General features: G+C 63.1%; 21 protein-coding genes. 6 read left to right on the top strand and 15 right to left on the bottom strand.

Features of this window, described 5'->3' with window-relative positions; genetic code table 11:
* Positions 1 to 10: 10 nt before the first annotated feature.
* Positions 11 to 1,303, top strand: coding sequence for an SGNH/GDSL hydrolase family protein (locus ACPJXG_RS02630; protein WP_425253318.1), 1,293 nt, complete (start codon positions 11 to 13; stop codon positions 1,301 to 1,303).
* On the opposite strand, the gene cysK is transcribed toward ACPJXG_RS02630, so the two are convergent.
* Both cysK and ACPJXG_RS02620 read right to left on the bottom strand, forming a co-directional pair.
* Positions 1,264 to 2,196: a cysteine synthase A gene (cysK, locus tag ACPJXG_RS02625; RefSeq protein WP_046684376.1), complete on the bottom strand. Its 933-nt coding sequence runs from the start codon at positions 2,194 to 2,196 to the stop codon at positions 1,264 to 1,266. The genes ACPJXG_RS02630 and cysK overlap by 40 nt on opposite strands.
* Positions 2,197 to 2,295: 99 nt before the next feature.
* A complete protein-coding gene (locus tag ACPJXG_RS02620) occupies positions 2,296 to 2,760 on the bottom strand; it encodes an FKBP-type peptidyl-prolyl cis-trans isomerase (RefSeq protein ID WP_099401727.1) in 465 nt (154 codons plus the stop codon).
* Between the two features lie 95 nt (positions 2,761 to 2,855).
* Here ACPJXG_RS02620 and thpR point away from each other — a divergent pair, with 95 nt between their 5' ends.
* Positions 2,856 to 3,374: an RNA 2',3'-cyclic phosphodiesterase gene (gene thpR, locus ACPJXG_RS02615; protein WP_176388205.1), complete on the top strand. Its 519-nt coding sequence runs from the start codon at positions 2,856 to 2,858 to the stop codon at positions 3,372 to 3,374.
* Between the two features lie 9 nt (positions 3,375 to 3,383).
* Here the strand turns inward: thpR and tcdA are convergent, their stop codons facing one another.
* Entirely contained in the window at positions 3,384 to 4,229 is an 846-nt protein-coding gene (gene tcdA, locus ACPJXG_RS02610; protein WP_255206137.1) for a tRNA cyclic N6-threonylcarbamoyladenosine(37) synthase TcdA, read from the bottom strand.
* A 112-nt stretch (positions 4,230 to 4,341) separates the two neighbouring features.
* On the opposite strand from tcdA, the gene pdxH reads away from it, so the two are divergent.
* Together pdxH and ACPJXG_RS02600 are read left to right on the top strand one after the other, a co-directional pair.
* A complete protein-coding gene (gene pdxH, locus ACPJXG_RS02605; RefSeq protein ID WP_425253317.1) occupies positions 4,342 to 5,541 on the top strand; it encodes a pyridoxamine 5'-phosphate oxidase in 1,200 nt (399 codons plus the stop codon).
* A 127-nt stretch (positions 5,542 to 5,668) separates the two neighbouring features.
* Entirely contained in the window at positions 5,669 to 6,916 is a 1,248-nt protein-coding gene (locus ACPJXG_RS02600; protein ID WP_425253316.1) for a class I SAM-dependent methyltransferase, read from the top strand.
* A 22-nt stretch (positions 6,917 to 6,938) separates the two neighbouring features.
* Here the strand turns inward: ACPJXG_RS02600 and msrA are convergent, their stop codons facing one another.
* Positions 6,939 to 7,472, bottom strand: a complete 534-nt coding sequence (gene msrA / locus ACPJXG_RS02595; protein WP_402719574.1) for a peptide-methionine (S)-S-oxide reductase MsrA — start codon at positions 7,470 to 7,472, stop codon at positions 6,939 to 6,941.
* 176 nt (positions 7,473 to 7,648) lie between these two features.
* Between msrA and ACPJXG_RS02590 the strand changes: the two genes are divergently transcribed.
* Positions 7,649 to 8,155: a flavin reductase family protein gene (locus ACPJXG_RS02590; protein WP_035822470.1), complete on the top strand. Its 507-nt coding sequence runs from the start codon at positions 7,649 to 7,651 to the stop codon at positions 8,153 to 8,155.
* 45 nt (positions 8,156 to 8,200) lie between these two features.
* On the opposite strand, the gene ACPJXG_RS02585 is transcribed toward ACPJXG_RS02590, so the two are convergent.
* From ACPJXG_RS02585 to ACPJXG_RS02535, 11 genes are all read right to left on the bottom strand, one after another.
* Positions 8,201 to 8,887: an OmpW/AlkL family protein gene (locus tag ACPJXG_RS02585; RefSeq protein ID WP_035822474.1), complete on the bottom strand. Its 687-nt coding sequence runs from the start codon at positions 8,885 to 8,887 to the stop codon at positions 8,201 to 8,203.
* 97 nt (positions 8,888 to 8,984) lie between these two features.
* On the bottom strand, positions 8,985 to 10,376 hold the full coding sequence (locus tag ACPJXG_RS02580) for an SGNH/GDSL hydrolase family protein (RefSeq protein WP_425253315.1): 1,392 nt from the start codon (positions 10,374 to 10,376) through the stop codon (positions 8,985 to 8,987).
* A gap of 241 nt (positions 10,377 to 10,617) precedes the next feature.
* Positions 10,618 to 11,637 carry an L-threonylcarbamoyladenylate synthase gene (locus ACPJXG_RS02575; protein ID WP_425253314.1) on the bottom strand — a complete coding sequence of 340 codons (1,020 nt, stop codon included), beginning with the start codon at positions 11,635 to 11,637 and terminating at the stop codon, positions 10,618 to 10,620.
* Positions 11,634 to 12,842: a 5-(carboxyamino)imidazole ribonucleotide synthase gene (locus ACPJXG_RS02570; RefSeq protein WP_425253313.1), complete on the bottom strand. Its 1,209-nt coding sequence runs from the start codon at positions 12,840 to 12,842 to the stop codon at positions 11,634 to 11,636. Before ACPJXG_RS02570 ends, ACPJXG_RS02575 begins: the two co-directional genes overlap by 4 nt.
* 15 nt (positions 12,843 to 12,857) lie before the next feature.
* A complete protein-coding gene (gene purE, locus ACPJXG_RS02565; RefSeq protein WP_035822487.1) occupies positions 12,858 to 13,355 on the bottom strand; it encodes a 5-(carboxyamino)imidazole ribonucleotide mutase in 498 nt (165 codons plus the stop codon).
* Between the two features lies 1 nt (position 13,356).
* On the bottom strand, positions 13,357 to 14,250 hold the full coding sequence (locus ACPJXG_RS02560; RefSeq protein ID WP_278317147.1) for a phosphoribosylaminoimidazolesuccinocarboxamide synthase: 894 nt from the start codon (positions 14,248 to 14,250) through the stop codon (positions 13,357 to 13,359).
* 104 nt (positions 14,251 to 14,354) lie between these two features.
* Positions 14,355 to 15,419 carry a class II fructose-bisphosphate aldolase gene (gene fba, locus ACPJXG_RS02555; RefSeq protein ID WP_035822493.1) on the bottom strand — a complete coding sequence of 355 codons (1,065 nt, stop codon included), beginning with the start codon at positions 15,417 to 15,419 and terminating at the stop codon, positions 14,355 to 14,357.
* 82 nt (positions 15,420 to 15,501) lie between these two features.
* Positions 15,502 to 16,950, bottom strand: coding sequence for a pyruvate kinase (gene pyk / locus ACPJXG_RS02550; RefSeq protein WP_425253312.1), 1,449 nt, complete (start codon positions 16,948 to 16,950; stop codon positions 15,502 to 15,504).
* Positions 16,951 to 17,063: 113 nt separating this feature from the next.
* Complete coding sequence (locus ACPJXG_RS02545; RefSeq protein WP_425253311.1) at positions 17,064 to 18,275, bottom strand: phosphoglycerate kinase; 1,212 nt, start codon at positions 18,273 to 18,275, stop codon at positions 17,064 to 17,066.
* A gap of 80 nt (positions 18,276 to 18,355) precedes the next feature.
* Positions 18,356 to 18,703: an AzlD domain-containing protein gene (locus ACPJXG_RS02540; protein ID WP_035822500.1), complete on the bottom strand. Its 348-nt coding sequence runs from the start codon at positions 18,701 to 18,703 to the stop codon at positions 18,356 to 18,358.
* Entirely contained in the window at positions 18,696 to 19,430 is a 735-nt protein-coding gene (locus ACPJXG_RS02535) for an AzlC family ABC transporter permease (protein ID WP_035822502.1), read from the bottom strand. The genes ACPJXG_RS02540 and ACPJXG_RS02535 overlap by 8 nt, the downstream gene beginning before the upstream one ends.
* 258 nt (positions 19,431 to 19,688) lie before the next feature.
* Between ACPJXG_RS02535 and ACPJXG_RS02530 the strand changes: the two genes are divergently transcribed.
* Positions 19,689 to 19,883: a zinc-finger domain-containing protein gene (locus ACPJXG_RS02530; RefSeq protein ID WP_034780619.1), complete on the top strand. Its 195-nt coding sequence runs from the start codon at positions 19,689 to 19,691 to the stop codon at positions 19,881 to 19,883.
* Positions 19,884 to 19,957: the final 74 nt, after the last annotated feature.

The following is a 19,957-nucleotide window of genomic DNA, read 5'->3' as shown; positions in this document are numbered from 1 at the left end:
GCGAGCCGCCATGCAACGATTGTCCATTTTTCCCGCCGCCTTGCTGAGCCTGGCATTCAGCACCAGCCCGGTCCAGGCCGCCAATGCCGCACCCACCTGGCTGGCCAGCTGGACGGCCAGCCCGCAAGCCGTGTGGAGCAGCGGCTTCCTGCTTCCCAGCAATGTGCCCGCCATGCTGCACGGGCACACCGTACGCCAGGTGGCGCGCCTCAGCGTGGGCGGCCCGCGCGTGCGCATCGTGCTGTCGAACGCGTATGGCAAGGCGCCGCTGCGCATCGGCGCGGCCACGGTGGCCCTGGCCGCGTCCGGTTCCTCCATCCAACCCGGCAGCTTGCGCACGCTGACGTTTTCCGGCCAGCCGGCGGCCAGCGTGGCGCCGGGCGCACCGCTCGTCAGCGACCCCGTCGAGCTGTCCGTGCCGGACCTGGCCCGCCTGACGGTGAGCATCCATTTGCCGCAAGCCAGTCCCGTCTCCACGTTTCACTGGGATGGCCGCGAGACGGCGTGGATCGCGCCGCATGACCAGACGCAGGCGGCGCGCATCAATGAGGGGCCCGGCGTGCAAGCCACCACGGCGCGCCTTTTACTGACGGCCATCCAGGTGGAGGCGACGGCGGCGGGGCAAGCAGTGGCCATCCTTGGCGATTCCATCACCGATGGCGCCAGCGCCAGCCTGGGGATGGATGCGCGCTGGCCCGATTTCCTGGCTGAACGCCTGGCGCCGCACGGCGTGGCCGTGGTCAATGCGGGCATTTCCGGTGGGCGACTGTTGTCCGACGGCATGGGAGATAACGCCCTGGCGCGTTTCGAGCGCGACGTGCTGGCGCAGCCTGGCGTGCGCACGGTGATCGTCTTGTTGGGCATCAATGACATCAGCTGGCCCGGTACGGCGTTTGCGCCACGGGAAAAACGGCCGACATTGGAGGAATTAACAAACGGCTACGCCCAGCTGGTGGCCCAGGCGCGCAGCCGCGGCGTGCGCGTGATCGCGGCCACCCTGACGCCGTTCGCAGGCGCCCTGCCCGGCACGCCCCTGAGCAACTATTATCAGCTTGATAAAGATGCATTGCGCCAGCAATTGAATGCGTGGATACGCGCCAGCGGCCTGTTTGATGCCGTCCTCGACTTCGACGCGCTGGCGCGCGACCCGGCGCACCCGCCGCGCCTGCTGCCCGATTACGACTCGGGCGACCACCTGCACCCGGGCGACGCGGGCAACCGCGCGCTGGCGGAAGGGATAGACCTGTCCCTACTGTTTACAAATCAATCACCGAGGCCCGCGTACAAGGCAGTACTCAGGTAGCGTTCGCCGAACGACGGAATGATGGTGACGATGGTCTTGCCCGCGTTTTCCGGACGGCGCGCCACTTGCAGGGCGGCCCACAGGGCGGCGCCCGACGAAATGCCGACCAACAAGCCTTCGTCGCTGGCGGCCAGGCGCGCCGTGGCGAACGCATCGTCGTTCTTGACGCAAATGATTTCGTCGTAGATGGTCGTGTTGAGTATCTGCGGCACGAAACCGGCGCCGATTCCCTGGATCGGGTGCGGCCCTTTCGTGCCTTTCGACAGCATCGGCGACGCTTCCGGTTCCACGGCAATCACTTGCAGGCCGGGTTTGCGTTCCTTCAGCACTTCGCCAATGCCCGTGATCGTGCCACCCGTGCCCACGCCGGCGATGACGATATCGACTTGCCCATCCGTGTCGCGCCAGATTTCCTCGGCCGTCGTGGCGCGGTGGATGGCGGGATTGGCGGGATTGTTGAATTGCTGCAGCATCAGGTAGCGCGGGTCGGCCGCCACCAGTTCTTCGGCCTTGCGGATGGCGCCCAGCATGCCTTCGCTGCCGGGCGTGAGCACCAGTTCGGCGCCGTAGGCGCGCAGCAGGATGCGGCGCTCGCGGCTCATGGTATCGGGCATGACGAGGGTGCAACGGTAGCCGCGCGCGGCGCACACCATGGCCAGCGCGATGCCCGTGTTACCGCTCGTCGGTTCGACGATGACGGTATCGGGATGGATCTTGCCGGCGGCTTCCGCGGCGACGATCATGGCCAGGCCGATACGGTCCTTGACGCTGTGCGCGGGATTGTAGAATTCGAGTTTGGCCAGGATGGTGGCCACACTGCCGGCGGCGATGCGGTTGATGCGCACCAGTGGGGTGTTGCCGATCAGTTCAGTGACGTCGTTGGCGATATTCATGGGGGTGGTCTCCACAGCAATTACAGAAGAACCCAGTCTACCGCGTTTCAGAACGTAAATGGCGGCGGCGCGGGGATGCGCCGCCGCCAAACCGAACAATTACTTCACGTCCAGCAATTCCACGTCGAAGATCAGTGCCGAGTTCGGTGGAATGTCGCCATTGCCGGCGCCGCGCGGACCGTAAGCCAGTTCGCCTGGAATGATCAGGGTACGCTTGCCGCCCACTTTCATGCCAGCCACGCCCTGGTCCCAGCCCTTGATGACCATGCCCTTGCCGAGCGGGAAGTCAAACGGGCCACGGCCCACGGAGCTGTCGAACTTCTTGCCGCGCGAATCTTTCGCCAGCGGACGGTACAGCCAGCCCGTGTAGTGCACGGTGACGGCATTGCCAGCGGACGCTTCCTTGCCCGTGCCGACCTTGTTGTCGATGATGATCAATTTATCGGCGACAGGGCCGGGGCTCAGCGAGACGGCGGAGGCGGGAACAGGCGCTGGCGCCTGTGCCTGCGCCAGCGACGCGGCGACGGAGCAGATCAGGGCAAACAAAACGGAGCTACGCGTCATGATGTATTCTTTCAGTGAGTTTCGGTGAGATCCCTGCCAGTGCAAGTGGGCAGGCAACGCCAATAATAGCAAACCGCCGCAACGATAGGAAAAACTTGTCGCCCGATACCCATTGCCCCCGTCTGTTTTACGCGCTGTGGCCCGACGCGGCCACGCGCGCGGCCCTGGCCGCCTGGCAAGCGCGCCTGGAAGGCAAACCCGTGCGCGCGGACAAGCTGCACCTGACCCTGGCCTTCCTGGGCCAGCGCCCGGCCAGCGAGCTGCCGGCCCTGCTCGATATTCTGGCGCACACACCGGCGCGTCCCATGCCCTTGCTGTTCGATCACGCCAGCCATTTTGCGCAGCTGGCGCTGGCCTGGGCCGCGCTGGCGCAACCTTCGCCGGCCTTGCTGGACTTGCGCGCGGCCTGCATGCGTAACTTGGCGGAACAGGGACTGGCGCCCCGCTTCGAACACGACCGTTTTACGCCGCACGTGACCCTGGCGCGCCAGGCGCCGCCACCGGCCATCGGGGACTTCGCGCCCATCACCTGGCTGGCGGACGAGCTGGTGCTGGTGGAATCGCTCAAGAGCAGCGGCGACTACCGCATCCTGGCCAGCCGGAAACTAAGCTAGGCGACTAAGCTAGGCGGCGTCCGGCAAGGCCGCTAATTTGTCCTGGCGCAAGCTTTTCAGCGCATGGGCGGCCGCCACCATGCCGAAGCTGGCCGTCACCACCACGCTGGAACCGAAGCCGGCGCAGTTCAGGCCCGTGACGCCGGCGGGCGTGCTGCCATCGATGGCGCACGCTTCGGCGCTTTCTGGCGTGCTCAACGGTTCCATGGAAAACACGGCGTCGACATTGAACTTGTTTTTCACGCCACGTGGGAAACCATATTCAGTGCGCAACAGTTTGCGTACTCGCTTGAGCAGCGGTTCCTGTTCCGTTTTCGACAGGTCGCGCACGGCGATCAGGGTCGGGTCCGTCTGGCCGCCCGCGCTGCCGATGGTCAGCATGGGTATGTTGCGCGCGCGGCAATACGCGATCACGGCCGCTTTCGCCTTGGCATTGTCGATGGCGTCGACCAGGTAGTCGAAATCGCGTCCGCCCAGCAACTGCTCCAGATTATCAGGGGTAATAAAATCCTCGATCTGCGTGACCTGGCAAAACGGGTTGATCAGTTCGATGCGTTCGGCCAGGGCCGTGATCTTGGCCTGGCCGATGGTGTCGCTCATGGCCTGGATCTGGCGGTTGATATTCGATTCGGCAACATTATCGAGGTCGATCAGGGTCAGGCGGCCGACGGCGCTGCGCGCCAGCGCTTCGACGATCCAGGAACCGACGCCGCCCACGCCGATCACACACACATGCGCGGCGCGGAAACGCTCCAGCGCGGGGGCGCCGTACAGGCGGGCAATGCCGCCGAAACGCCGCTCAAAATCGATCTCGGTCAAGTCCATGGAAATTTGTTCATTGGTGGAGGTATGCATGGCGCCATTTTAACGGACACTGCGCTGACGGATATTCTAAAATAGCCGAATTGACACAGCGACAATCCAAACCGTCGCCACGCCCCCACACCACCCACCACGAGAACTCGCCATGACCTCTCCCCTGTTCGACTCCGTTCCCGGCTTTGACCAGCCCATCGCCGTGCTCAAGCATTGCCACGACAAGATCCGCAAGCAGCTGACGACCCTGCAAAACCTGCTGGGCCATCTGGCGCAGCACGGCAACACGACGGACGCGCAGCAGGCGGCCAAGGCGGTGTTGCAATATTTCAATAAAGCCGCCCATCTGCACCATGACGATGAAGAGCAGGACTTGATGCCCATGCTGCAGGCGACCGCCACGGGCGACGACGCCGCCCTGCTGGCGACCCTGGTGCCGGAAATCCTCGCCGACCACCAGCGCATGGACCAGGCCTGGCTGACCCTGCGTCCGGAACTGGACGCCATCGCGGCCGGCACGGGCACGCAGCTGGCCGACGAGGGCGTGGCCGCCTATGTCGCCGCCTACCAGGCCCACATGACTAAGGAAGAGGGGCATTTGGCACCGATGGCAAAGCGCCTGTTCAGCGCGCAACAAATGGAGCGGCTGGGCACGGCCATGCAGCGCCGCCGCGGCATCGCGCCGGAAGTGCCCGCAGTGCCGGACCCGGCCGCCGTGCTGGCCGCCATGCGCACCGACTACGTGCAATCGAGCCTGAGCGAGACGGATGTGCTGGCCGATCCCATCGCCCAGTTCCAGAAATGGTTTGCCGAGGCCGTCAACGCGCAAGTGATGGAACCGAACGCCATGGACTTGTCCACCGTCAGTCCTGAAGGCAAGCCCAGCTCGCGCATCGTGCTGATCAAGCAGTTCGATGAACGGGGCTTTACCTGGTACACAAATTACCACAGCGACAAGGGCCAGCAGCTCGAACACAATCCACACGCCGCCCTGCTGTTCTTCTGGCGCGAGCTGGAGCGGCAAGTGCGCATCGAAGGCACGGTGGTGAAAACCACGGCGGCCGAGAGCGACGAGTATTTCAATGTGCGCCCCCTGCAAAGCCGGCTGTCTGCGATTGCCTCGCAGCAAAGCGCCCCCATCGCCGACCGCGCCGCGCTGGAAAGCAATTATGAGGCCGTGGTGGCCGCCGTCGGCGACGCGCAGCCGCCGCGCCCGGCACACTGGGGCGGCTACCGCTTGCAGCCGGAACGCATCGAATTCTGGCAGGGACGCCGTTCGCGCTTCCACGACCGCATCGTGTTTACGCGTGGTGCTGACGGGCAATGGAGCATGCAACGCTTGCAACCTTGAGCAGGATAGGCGGGGCGGCGCAAAGCAAGCTGGTCAATATCGGTGTAGGCTATGAGGATAGAAGTTACTAAATGACATTGTTTCTCAATTTGCGGCTGCCACGGCGGCCGCTGCATTGGAGGCCATTTTGTTTGTACAAAACCAACTCAAGTCCTGGATTGCCAGCATCCGCAGCAAGACCGCCTTGCCGCTACGCATAGAATTGTGGAACGGCCAGCACGTCGACCTGTCCAGCGAAACGCCCAGCGTCACCATCCGTTTGCCGACCGTCGCCTCGGCCCGCTATCTGCTGAACCCGTCGCTGGCCAACCTGGGCTCGGCCTATGTGGAAGGCAATATCGAGGTCAAGGGCAAGGCGATGGACATGATTTCCATCTGCAATGCCCTGGCGCGCAATACCTTGAAGCCGGAAGGCAAGCTGGCCCGCATCGTGCGTAGCTTTACACACGACAAGAGCAAGGATGCCGAAGCCATCCGCTACCACTACGATGTGTCGAACGCTTTCTATGAGCAGTTTCTCGACCGCGCCCTCGTGTATTCCTGCGCCTATTTCGAACATGGCGACGAAACCCTGGCGCAGGCGCAAGTCAAGAAGATCGACCATATCCTGAAGAAAATCCAGCTGCAGCCGGGCCAGACCCTGCTCGACATCGGCTGCGGCTGGGGCGCGCTCGTCATCCGTGCCGCGCAGCAATATGGCGCCCGCTGCGTGGGCGTGACCCTGTCGGAAAACCAGTACGCGCTGGCGCGCGAGCGCGTGGCGGCGGCCGGCCTGGCGCACCTGATCGACATCCGCCTGCAAGATTACCGCGATGTGACGGGCCAGTTCGACCGCATCACCAGCGTGGGCATGTTCGAGCACGTGGGCCTGAAACACTTGCCCGACTACTTTTCCATCATCAACAAGCTGCTGGCGCCGGACGGCATGGCGATGAACCACGGCATCACCTCGACCGATCCGGAGAATGGCGAAACGCCGTATGGCGGCGGCGAATTCATCGAAAAATATGTGTTTCCGCACGGCGAGCTGGCGCACATCGGCAATGTCCTGAAAACCATGCAGCAAGGCGGTCTGGAAGTGCTGGACGTGGAAAACCTGCGGCGCCACTATGCGCGCACCTGCGCCCTGTGGACGGAGAATTTCGAAGCCCACGCGGAACAGATCCGTCCGCTGGCGGGCGAGCGGCGCTTCCGCATCTGGCACGTCTACCTGGCCGGCTGCGCCTATGCCTTCGAGCAAGATTTGATCAGCCTGTACCAGATCGTCTGCGTGAAGGCGGGCCGGCGCTCTTCCACGCTGCCCTGGTCGCGCAACTACATGTATGCGCAGGAGCATACGCAGGAAACAAGGCCGGCGCCCGTGCTCACGCCCTGACAGACGCACGCATGCGGGGCGCTTACTTCAGGCGCCCCGCATACATGGCGCGGAATTTCTCCACCTTCGGCACGACAACCAGGGCGCAATAGCCCTGCAAGGGATGCTGCTCGACATAATTCTGGTGGCACTCCTCGGCCGGATAAAAGACGGCGGCAGGCGCCAGCTGCGTGACGATGGGCGCATCCCACACGCCGGCCATCTCGGCCACGACCTTGCGCGCCACGCTTTCCTGCGCGGCCGACTGGTAATGGATGACGGAACGGTATTGCGTGCCAACATCATTTCCCTGGCGATTCAAGGTGGTGGGATCGTGCAAGGTAAAAAAGATTTCCAGCAAGTCGTGGTAGCTGATGATGGCGGGATCGAATTCCAGGCGCACCACTTCCGCGTGGCCCGTCTCGCCCGTGCACACCTGTTCATAGCTGGGGTCAGGCACCTTGCCGCCCGTGTAGCCGGCCTCGACGCGCGTCACGCCGCGCACTTCCCCGTACACGGCGGCCAGGCACCAGAAACAGCCACCGCCGAATACCGCCACTTCCGTCTGTTGATGCATGATGCCCTCCCGCAACGCCTCTGCGACGTATCATTTCACCACTGTAACGTAAAGCGCAACGGCCTGCAGCGCCGCTTGAAACGGCGCGTTAGGCACCGCACATAGGGGCATGCTGGCCACGATTGCGCTGGCGCGGCCGATTTTTGGCATAATGTCAGCAAATAGACAGGTCACCCATGAACACACGCTCTCCCCGCGCGCCAGCGCAAGAATTCGATACGACACATTTCCGCCAGGCACTGTCACAGTTTGCCACCGGCGTGACGGTCATCACGACGCGCCTGGCCGACGGCAGTTTCCGTGGCTTGACGGCCAGTTCCTTCAATTCCGTCTCGCTGTCGCCGCCGCTGGTGCTGTGGAGCCTCGGTTCCGTGGCGAACAGCATGCCCATTTTCAGCGGCAACTCGCATTACGTCATCAATGTGCTGGGCGCCGACCAGGCGGAACTGGCGACGCGCTTTTCACGCCGCACGCCGAATCCCTTCGACGACGTCGACTACGAACTGTCGCGCACGGGCCAGCCCATCCTGAAAGGCGCATCGGCCTGGTTCGAATGCCACAACCGCAGCCGCTATCCCGAAGGCGACCACGTCATTTTCGTGGGCGAAGTGGAACAATGCGCGTTTGCCGCGCAGCCGCCCTTGATCTTCCACAATGGAAAGTTCAATACCCCGCCAGCCTGAGCGGGAACGGGACAAAAAAAAATCCGCCGAGGCGGATTTTTTGTTTTACAGCGTAAAGTTGTATCCGATGCTGACACTCACCGCAACCGGGTCGAGCTTGATGTCCTGCGTCTGCCCCGTCGAGAATTTCGCCCTGGTTTTCAGGTAGGTCTTGACCACGGCCACGTCGGCAAACCAGCGCTCGTTGAAGGCCACAGTGCCGCCGACCACCAGGCTGCCGGTCAGCTTGTTGTCCATGCGGTACGTCACTGGTTTTCCACCCGGATCCAGCAAGGCCGTCATCTGGCCCGAACCTTTTTCCTTCTGGAAATAAGCATACGTCAAGCCCGCGCCCACGTAGGGGCGGATCATCGCATTAGGCTGGAAGAAACGGTACTGGATGAAGGCCGTCGGCGGCAAGGCTTCCGCCGTCCCCAGCTTGCCCGTACCCTTGATGGAACCGTCGCCGATCAGGTCGTGCTTGTACGGCACGCCGAGGATCATTTCAGCGGAAACATTGTCCGTGATCATGTAGGCAAAGGTCAGGATGGGCTTGGTATCCGACTTGACGTCGGCTTTCGTGCCAGGCAGTGCCGGCGCGGAAATGTCGCCACTGTCCACGTGCGGCGTGATCTTGTTGAGGCCGGCTTTGACCATCCAGGTGCCTGCGCTTTGCGCCGAAGCGCCCGTCGCCATGGCCATCGCGGCAGCCGCGGCCAGCACGCGTACAGCGGTATTCAAACGATTCTTCATCTTGTCTCCTGATCATTATGTGCGGATAGCCTGGCTATCCAAACTTGTCGCTGCCAGCGCCAGCCACGTCCCGTCGACGTAGCTGGCGCGGCCATCCTTACAGCCAGCCCCGCACGACCATGTCCTTGGCCACGTAACGGGCCAGCAACAGGTTGTTGAACGGCGTAGGGTGCACATCGTCGGCATACGAGTAGTGGCTGACGTCGCCCGCTTTCAGGTTGGTGCCATTGCAGACCAGCGAACTGCCCAGTGAATTTTTCGCTGGCGACAGGTCGCACGCCGTTTCCGTGACGTTGGTCAAGCCATACGGGCCAGGATTGACGCCCTGGTCATGGCTGACGGCATACACGTCGACCAGCAAGACTTTCGCATTGCCGTTCAAGCCGGCGCTCAGCTCGCCATTGAAGGTGCTGACCATGGCATTGATGAGCGCCTTGGTATTGGCATCCTTGCTCAGGCCCGATGGAGTACCGGCCACGTCCGGCAGGTTGTTGACCACCACATTGTTGGCGCCCTTGGCAATGATCTGGTCCTTGACCTGCGCCACCAGTTCGATACCAGCTTTTTTCATCTCGGCAACCAGCAACGGCCCCTGGGCCGCAGCGTATTCGGCACCGGCCTTGGCGCCGGCGGCATTGCCCGTCACCGTCGCATCGGCTTGCGCCTTGGCGACCAGCGGGCCATACACGGTGGGCGAACCGACGGCGGCATTGCCCGGCTGGTTGGCTGCAGCGAAGACGGCGGCCTGCACAATCGATGTCGATGTCGCGCCAGGCGCCGCACTGGCGGTCGCTACCGCCGCACCGATGGCTGCCGCTGCCGTGTTGGGATTGGTGGCGCCGGCCGCCAGGGCCATGGTCAGATTGGTGGCGAATGCTTGCGCACCCGCGGCAGCGCCCGCCTTCTTGCCGGCGTCCGTCGCGCCCGCTTGCAATTGACCCAGCAGGAACAGCACGTCGTTACCGCCGGCCATCACGAAAACGACTTCCGTGCCGCTGAACTTGCCGCCGGAAACCGCCAGATGGTTCGCGATCTGCGTCACCACGGGCACGGTCAGGGCGCCCAGCGCACCGCCCGCCAGCTTGTTGTTCGGACCAACGGGGTTGGTGACGCGCGAACCGCCCATGGCGTAGCCGAAGCAGCCGGCATGCTTGACGCGCGGGGCCTGCAGGCTCGGTACGCTGCCTTCCAGGCCCGTTTCGGCGGCGCATGGCGCCGGCAAGCCGAATTGCGCGGCCAGGTGCTCGGTCCAGTTCTTGCCCGTCAGCTCAGGATTGATCTTGGTATTGTCGCCATTGATGGTGAATTTGCCGCCACCGCTCGCCGCCACACCGGCGACGGCATACGAACCGACATCGGACAGGCTGTCGCCGAACGACACCTGCGCCGTGTATTTGACTTTCAAGGCTTGATCACCGCCACTGGCGCCGCCGCAACCTGCCAGGACAGCCGCTGCCAGCACGGCCAGCGCGAATTTGGTTTGATGCATTTTGTCTCCTCGGTCTTTTTTCTGGTTTCTAAACGAACGGGCGTGCTATTCGCTACCCAACTAATATGCCATCGTTCCTCAGGCTTGTATAGAAAATATGTTTTAAAAATCAACGAAATAACAACACTGACGGCGCCCTGTCATGGCCGGGCGATCAGATGGATTATGGCGGATTTACTATGTTTCGTGGCAAGCATCGCTATTGCGCTGCATCAAGAAAAAGCCCCTTGCGGGGCTTTTTTCAGACGGACAGGAATTGCTGCAAGATACCACTTGAGCCGAACGCGGCACGCCGCAAACGGTCGTTGACGCCCAGCCACGCGGGGCCGGTCGGTGGGGCTTCGACGAGTATCAGCTCGGCGCCGACCTGGTCCATCGTGCGCAGCGAGGCATACAGCGCATGTGCGTAATTTTCCGGTGTCGCGGCCAGGCGCACGCTGGCGCTGGCCGGCGGCAGATCCGAGTAATGGATCAGGGCCACGCGGCGCCCGTCATTGAGCAGGCGGTTCAGGGTGGCGCTCACGTCGTCGCTGTGCTGCATCGCAACAGGCGTGTGCGGCGCGTAATGCGATTCCAGGGTGCCCGAGGCGCGCGGCGCGGCAGCGTCCGCCACTGCCGGTGCGCGGCCGATGACGGCGGCGATCTGTTCGCTGCTGATATGGCCGGGACGCAACAGCACGGGACCGTGTGTGGCCAGGCGCGACAGGTCGACGATGGTCGACTCGATGCCCACGTCGCTCTGCCCGCCATCGAGGACCTGGCCCAGCAAGCCACTGGCGAGTTCCGCCGCGAATTCATCGCGCACGTGCTGCGCCGTGGTCGGGCTGACGTTGCCGAATTTGTTTGCCGACGGCGCCGCCAGGCCGCCCTTGCCGCCCTTGAAGGTGCGTAGCAAGGCGATAGCCACCGGATGCGACGGGCAGCGCAAGCCCACCGTGTCCTGGCCGCCGGAGACGGCGTCGGGAATATGCGCGGCGCGCTTGACGATCAGAGTCAGCGGACCGGGCCAGAAAGCGGCCACCAGTTGCTGCGCCTCGACTGGAATGTCGTCGGACCAGTGCGCCAGATCGGCGCCGGGCGCCACGTGCACGATCACGGGGTGGTCCGAGGGCCGGCCCTTCGCTTCATAGATGCGTGCCACGGCGGCCGGGTTTTCCGCATCGGCGCCCAGGCCGTACACGGTTTCCGTCGGAAAAGCGACGAGGCCGCCCGCCTCCAGCACGGCGGCCGCTGCTGCCAAGTCTTGCGCGGACACGCTCACGGCACGATTCCCAAAATCAGGCAAGCGTCGCGCAGGCGCTGCTGCGCTTCCGGCAAGGTGGCGGCGATGAAGGTCAGGTGGCCCATCTTGCGGCCACGGCGCGGATCATCCTTGCCATACAGATGCAGGCAGGCGCCCGGCAGCGCCAGCACCTGGTCCCACGCCGGTTCGCAGGCAGCATCGCTGTCGCCGGCAAACCAGGCGTCGCCGAGGATGTTGAGCATCACGGCCGGCGAATGCTGGCGCACGTCGCCCAGCGGCAGACGCGCCATGGCCCGCACCTGCTGCGCGAACTGGCTGGTGACGCAGGCATCCATCGTGTAGTGGCCGCTGTTGTGCGGACGCGGCGCCATTTCATTGACCACCAGGCTGCCATCTTCCAGCACGAAAAATTCGATGCACAGCACGCCGACATAGCCGAGTTCGGCCACCATGGCTTGCGCCGCCCGCTGCGCCTTGACGGCGCAGTCGTCGGACACGTTCGGGCCCGGCACGGTGGTGGTAAACAAGACGCCGTCGCGGTGCACGTTCTCGGCGATCGGATAGACGACCGATTCGCCATCCACGCCACGCGCCGTCAGCACGGACACTTCATACGCCAGCGGCAACATCTTTTCCAACAGGCAAGTTACTTCGCCCATTTCCGCGAACGCGGCGCGCACATCGTCGCGCGTGCGCACGCGGAACTGGCCCTTGCCGTCATAGCCCATGCGTACGGTTTTCAAAATACCCGGCAGCAAGTCGTCGCTGATGGCGTCGATGTCAAGCTGCGTGGCGATCACCATGTGCGGCGCCGGCAGCACGCCCGATTTGGCCGCGCAAGCGACAAAGAAACGCTTTTCCGCGATGCGGTCCTGCGCCACCGACACGCCATGGGCATTCGGCGCCACGAACACGCGTTCGGCCAGGCGCGACAGGCTGTCGGCCGGCACGTTCTCGAATTCCGTGGTGACGGCCAGGCATTGCGCCGCCAGGGCGTCGAGGCCGGCGACATCGTCATAGCCGGCATTGATGAGGCGCTGCGCCACCTGCCCCGCAGGGCAAGTGGCGGCCGGTTCCAGCACAGGTTCAAGAACTGCAACCTGATAGCCCATGCTCTGGGCGGCCTGGGCAAACATGCGGCCGAGCTGGCCGCCGCCCATCACGCCCAGCCACGCCGATGGATTAGCGGCAGGCAGCAATGGGGAAGTCGATTTACTATTCATTATTTTTCAAACACATTATTCAGGCAAGACCATGGCCTTGGCGGCGGCCGTTTGCGTGGCACGGAAGGCTTCCAGGCGCTCGGCCAGGGCGTCGTCATTGGCGGCCAGCATCGCCACCGCCGTCAGCGCCGCATTCGCCGCGCCCGCTTCGCCGATGGCGAAGGTGGCCACCGGCACGCCCTTGGGCATTTGCAGGATGGACAGCATGGAATCTTCGCCGCGCAAGTATTTCGACGGCACGGGCACGCCCAGCACGGGCACGATGGTCATCGCCGCCACCATGCCAGGCAGGTGGGCCGCGCCGCCGGCGCCGGCGATGATGGCGCGCAAGCCGCGCGCGCGCGCGCTTTTCGCGTACGCATACATCTCGTCGGGCATGCGGTGCGCGGAAATGACTTGCGCTTCGTACGGCACGCCAAACTGTTTCAGGATGGCGACCGCGTTCTGCATCACGTCCCAGTCCGAGGACGAGCCCATGATGACGCCGACCAGCGGCTTGTTTTGCTCAGTCATCTCAGGCCTTCAGCTTCTCGCCCGTCAGGCGTTCGATGGCTTCAAAATACTTGGCCTGGGTTTTTTCGATGACGTCGGCCGGCAGCGCAGGCGCCGGTGCGGTCTTGCCCCAGGTCAGCGTTTCCAGGTAGTCGCGCACGAATTGCTTGTCGAACGATGGCGGCGAAATGCCAGGCTGATACGAATCGGCAGGCCAGAAGCGCGACGAATCGGCCGTCAGTACTTCATCCATCAGATGCATGACGCCATTGTCGTCCAGGCCGAATTCGAACTTGGTGTCGGCGATGATGATGCCGCGCGTGGCCGCGTATTCGGCGGCCGTCTTGTAGAGTTGAATAGCCACGTCGCGCATCTTGGCGGCCAGGTCGGCACCGATGCGCTCTTCCATTTCAGCAAAGCTGATGTTTTCGTCATGCTCGCCCAACTCGGCCTTGGCGGCCGGCGTGAAAATCGGTTCCGGCAATTTTTCCGCCTGTTGCAGGCCCGCTGGCAGCTTGATGCCGCAGATGCTGCCCGTGTCCTGGTAATCTTTCCAGCCCGAACCAATGATGTAGCCGCGCACGACTGCCTCGACCATGATCGGTTTCAAGCGCTTGGCCACGACGGCGCGGCCTTGCACTTGCTCCACTTCATCAGCTGCCACCACGGATTCCGGCGCCACGCCGGTCAGGTGGTTAGGCACGATATGGCCCAGTTTCTCGAACCAGAAGTCGCTCATCTGGTTGAGGACCTTGCCCTTGCCGGGGATAGGCTCGTTCATGACGACATCGAAGGCCGACAGGCGGTCCGTGGTGACGATCAGAATCTTGTCGTCGCCAACGGCGTAGTTGTCGCGGACCTTGCCGTGGCCCAGCAATGGCAGGGAATGGATGGAAGTCTGATAGAGGCTGTTCATAGCGGGGGAATAGTTGGATGAAACGAAACCGGCAGGCAGGGGGTGCCCGCCGGTCGAGAAAATCGGGCACGGAGCATTGCTTCCGGCCCGTTCCAGACAGAATTTTACTTCACAATTTGCGACAGCTCGCCGGCCTTGTAGCGCTCGGCCATTTTTTCCATCGTGATGACCTTGATTTTCGACGCCTGGCCTTCGCAGCCGAAAGCCTGCATGCGCGCGCGCACGATTTGCTCGGCGGCGGTGCGCGCTGGCTTCAGGAAGTCGCGCGGGTCGAATTTCGACGGGTTCTCGAACAGGTACTTGCGCACGGCAGCCGTCATCGCCAGGCGGATGTCGGTGTCGATGTTGATCTTGCGCACGCCGTGACGGATGCCTTCCTGGATTTCCTCGACTGGCACGCCGTAGGTTTCCTTCATGTCGCCGCCGAATTCGCGGATGATGGCCAGCAATTCCTGCGGCACCGACGAAGAACCGTGCATCACCAAGTGGGTGTTCGGGATGCGCGCATGGATTTCCTTGATGCGGTCGATGGCCAGGATGTCGCCCGTCGGCTTGCGCGTGAATTTGTAGGCGCCGTGCGAGGTGCCGATGGCGATCGCCAGGGCGTCGCACTGGGTACGCTGCACGAAGTCGGCCGCTTGCGCCACGTCCGTCAACAGTTGCTCGCGGGTCATGGTACCGTCCGCGCCGTGGCCGTCTTCCTTGTCGCCCTTCATGGTTTCCAGCGAACCGAGCACGCCCAGTTCCGCTTCCACCGTCACGCCGATGGCGTGCGAGAATTTCACCACTTCACGCGACACTTCCACGTTGTAGTCGTAGGAGGCAACCGACTTGCCGTCCGCTTCCAGCGAACCGTCCATCATCACGGAAGTAAAACCCGAGCGGATGGCGGCCATGCAGACGGCCGGCGACTGGCCGTGATCCTGGTGCATGACGACGGGAATGTGCGGATACGCTTCGACGGCGGCGTCGATCAGGTGGCGCAGGAACGCTTCACCGGCGTACTTGCGCGCGCCAGCGGACGCTTGCATGATCACCGGCGAGTTCAGCGCATCGGCGGCGGCCATGATGGCTTGCACTTGCTCCAGGTTGTTGACGTTGAAAGCAGGAATGCCATAACCGTTTTCGGCGGCATGGTCCAGCAGTTGACGCATGGATACGAGAGACATGGTAATACTCCAGATAACAATAGAAACCGTTGCGGCGCTTCGCGGTGGTCAATAACCGCGGCGGCGCCTGAATTCTTGGGCCTTATTCAAATTCGCCGACCGTGACGATCTTCAAGGCATTCGTGCCGCCCACCTGGCCCATCGGCTCGCCCCAGGTAACGACGATCATGTCGCCCTTGCGGACGATGCCCTGCGCCACCAGCAGCTCTTCCGCCTGTTTCAGCACTTGCGCGCTGGGGGCATTCTGCATCAGATGATACGCCCGAACATTGCGGTACAGCGCGGCTTTGCGCAAAGTCGTCACGCTGGGCGTGAGCGCGTAGATCGGCGTGTCGATACTGTGGCGGCTCATCCACAAGGCGGTGGAACCGGATTCCGTCAGCGCCACGATGGCTTTCACGCGCAGGTGATGGGCCGTAAACAGCGCGCCGTAGGCGATCGACTGGTCGATGCGGGTAAACGTGACGTTGAGGAAATCGGCGTCGAGCTTGTTGTATTCGGACTGTTCCGCTTCGACGCAGATGGCGGCCATCATTTCCACCGTCTCGATCGGGTACTTGCCTGAGGCCGTTTCGGCCGACGTCATGACGGCGTCCGTGCCGTCGAGCACGGCATTGGCCACGTCGGACACTTCCGCGCGGGTCGGCACGGCGTTGACGATCATCGATTCCATCATCTGCGTGGCCGTGATCGCCAGCTTGTTCGATGCGCGCGCCATCTTGATCATGCGTTTCTGCAAGGCCGGCACGGCCGCATTGCCCACCTCGACGGCCAGATCGCCACGCGCCACCATGATGCCGTCCGACGCGTCGAGAATTTCCTGCAGGGCAGGAATGGCTTCCGCGCGCTCGATCTTGGCGATCATCATCGGCTTGTGGTGGTACGGTTCGCCGGCGATATTGGCCAGCTGGCGCGCCATTTCCATGTCGGTCGCGCATTTCGGGAAGGAAATGGCCAGATAGTCGGCCTGGAAACTCATGGCCGTCTTGATGTCTTCCATATCCTTGGCCGTCAGCGCGGGCGCGGACAGGCCGCCGCCCTGGCGGTTGATGCCCTTGTTGTTCGACAACTCGCCGCCAATCTTGACGGTGGTGTGGATTTCGCTGCCGTGGATGCGCTCGACGATCAGCACGATCAAGCCGTCGTTCAGCAGCAGCACATCGCCCTTGTGCAAGTCGCGCGGCAAGGCCTTGTAGTCGAGGCCGACACGCTCCTGGTTACCCAGTTCGCCGTTTTCGCCCCACTTGGCGTCGAGGATGAAGCGCTCTCCCGCTTCGAGCTGGATACGGGCATTTTCAAACTTGCCGACGCGAATCTTCGGCCCTTGCATGTCGGCCATGATGGCCACTTCGCGGCCGCACTCGGCCGCCGCCAGGCGCACCAGCGCCGCGCGGTCGATATGGTCTTGCGCCTTGCCGTGGGAAAAATTCAAGCGCACCACGTCGACGCCCGCGCGTATCATTTTCACCAGGATATCGAAGTCGGTGGAAGCGGGGCCGATTGTTGCTACGATTTTTGTACCGCGTGGCATAGGAGTCCTTGTGCGCGAGCGAAGGTGAGCAAGACCTGGCGGCTATGCCGCCCGGCAAGGTAAAAGCGCAGCGATCAGGCTGCGCTTGGTACTGAACGGCTAACGGCAGCGCCTCAAGCGGCGCGCTGCATGAGGATCTCGACGGCTGGCAAAGTCTTGCCTTCCAGAAACTCCAGGAAAGCGCCGCCGCCGGTCGAGATATAGCTGATTTTATCGGTAATGTCGTATTTGGCAATCGCCGCCAGGGTGTCGCCACCGCCAGCAATCGAGAAGGCTTTCGACTCGGCAAAGGCCAGGGCCAGAGTCTTGGTGCCGTTGCCGAACTGGTCGAATTCGAACACGCCAACCGGACCGTTCCACACGATGGTGCCGGCCGCGGCGATCTGCTGCGCCAGCAGGGCCGCCGTTTTCGGGCCGATATCGAGGATCATGTCGTCGTCCGCCACGTCAGCCACGTCCTTGACGGTGGCGGCGGCCGTGGGCGAAAACTCCTTGGCGCACACGACGTCGACGGGAATCGGCACTTGCGCGCCGCGCTTGGCCATGATCTCGACGATCGCCTTGGCTTCCTCGACGAGTTCCGCTTCCACCAGCGACTTGCCGACGTTCAAGCCGACGGCCTTCATGAAGGTGTTGGCGATGCCGCCGCCGACGATCAGGTTATCGACCTTGTCGGACAGGGCTTTCAAAATGGTCAGCTTGCTCGATACTTTCGAACCGGCAACGATGGCCAGCAATGGGCGGGCTGGCGCGTGCAGCGCTTTCCCCAGTGCATCGAGTTCGGCGGCCAGCAGCGGACCGGCGCAGGCGACGGGGGCGAACTTGGCGATGCCGTGCGTGGAGGCTTCCGCGCGGTGGGCCGTGCCGAACGCGTCATTGACGTAGATATCGCACAGCTTGGCCATTTTTTGCGCCAGCTCATCGCTGTTTTTCTTTTCGCCCTTGTTGACGCGCACGTTTTCCAGCAGGACGACCTGGCCGGCAGCCAGCGATTCCAGGCCGGCGCCATCGACCCAATTTTGTTTCAATGCAACTTCCTGGCCCAGCAGCTCGGACAGGCGGGCGGCCACGGGCGCCAGGCTGTCGGCAGGCTTGAACTCGCCTTCCGTCGGACGGCCCAGGTGCGACGTCACCATGACGGCGGCGCCAGCGTCGAGGGCGGCGCGGATGGCCGGCACCGAGGCGCGGATGCGCGTATCTTCGGTGATCTTGCCACTGTCATCTTGCGGGACATTCAGGTCGGCGCGGATAAACACGCGCTTGCCTTGCAGTGCATTTTGGGCGATCAAATCTTGCAGACGGATGAAGTTGAGAACAGCTGACATGGCGATCCAGATGACGAGTGGAAGGAAGTGCGCTATTTTACCGCAATGACCAGAGCAAATCCCCGATTTGTCCTGCTTTACTAAAAAACGTGCAACAGTCGCAAGCCCGTGAAAACCAGCATGCCGAAGACGATGGTTTGCAGCATATTGCGGCGGATCACGAAAAAGAGCGTGGCGGCAATCCCCGACAAGAGTTTCAAATTCGACAATTCCAAGTGCACTTGCTGCCCCTCCATCAGCAGGTCGGGCGCGATGATGGCCGCCAGCGCGCAGGCCGGCGCATAGCGCAGCATCTCGCCCACGCGGCGTGGAATGGTGACGTGGTGGCCGATCAGCCAAAAGGTGCTGCGCGTGGCGGCCGTTGCCACCACCAGCACGGCGATGGCGATCCACACGTCGCTCCCGCCCAGGTCGATGCCGTCAAACATGACGTTTTGTCCATTTCTCGGTCAATTCTTCCACGGCCATGGCGCTGACCATGCCCACCACCACGGCGACCAGCAAGCCCAGCTTGTACGGCAGGCTGAAGGCCAGCACGGCCACCGCGCCCGCCACCAGCACGCCGCACAGGGCGGCGCGGCTGAGAATCAGCGGCACCGTCACGCACAGGATCGCCAGGGTGCCCGCAAAACCCAACCCCCATTCGGCCGGCACGACGGCGCCCAGCACGATGCCGATGAAGGAACCGATTTGCCAGGCCAGCCAGTTGGGGTAAATCAAGCCTTTCAGGAAGGGCAGCTTGGCCGGGTCCGGCGTTTCATGGGGATAGCGCTGCAGGAACAGGCCCACCGTGATGTCGCCCGCCACATAGCCGAGCGCAAAGCGCTGGCGCCACGGCAGATGGGAAAAATGCGGCGCCAGCAGCACGGAAAAGATGACAAAACGCAAATTGACGACGAGGGCCGTGGCGAAGATCACCCACACGGGCGCCTGCGCGGCCAGCAGGGGCAAAGATGCGAGCTGGGCCGAGCCGGCGAAGACAAACAGGGTCATGGCCCCCGCCTGCGCAACCGTCAACCCGCTTTTCACCATGGCCACGCCCACCACCATGCCCCAGGCGGCGATGCCCAGCAGGGTGGGCGCACCCAGGTTCAGGCCGGCGCGCCAGGCGTCTTTCAGCAGGGCGTCGTCCTTGGCGGCCGGGACGGCGTTCACGCGGCGCTCCGGCCGAGGTAGTGTGGTAACTGCACAACAATGGTGCGCGGGGCGCAATGGCGCAACGGTAATACCGGCAAGGCAAATCCAGTCAGTGTGGCGCTGCAGCTGCCATATTTCCGCAAAAACCCGCGCCGCAGCCGAAGATGATCGAGCCGACATTTTAGCCATGATTTTTGCTGTCTGCCTGAATCCGTTAAAATCGTGCTTTTGGCAGCAGCCGACTTCCTTCCATACAGCCTCACGGAGCATGACAAGATGACAAAAACCACCCAGCCAGCGGTCGAACTCGACAGTAAAGACTTGCCAGCCCACTGCCCTAACCCGGCCATGCCATTGTGGTCGTCGCATCCGCGTGTGTTCCTGGAATTCAACAAGGACGGTATCGCCAAGTGCCCTTACTGCGGCACGGCCTACACCCTGAAGGAAGGCGCCAGCGCCGGCCACCATTAAACTGCCCAGCGGCGCGCCCCCAGCGCGCCGTTTTCATTTGCACACTGAGCTGTACCGATCAAGCCGGAGTCGTC

This window comes from Janthinobacterium sp. NFX145 (assembly GCF_049810325.1).
In the GTDB taxonomy this organism is placed as follows: domain Bacteria; phylum Pseudomonadota; class Gammaproteobacteria; order Burkholderiales; family Burkholderiaceae_D; genus Janthinobacterium; species Janthinobacterium rivuli.
Note: the sequence above shows the minus strand (reverse complement) of the source record. Positions and strands in the feature narration are given on the sequence as shown.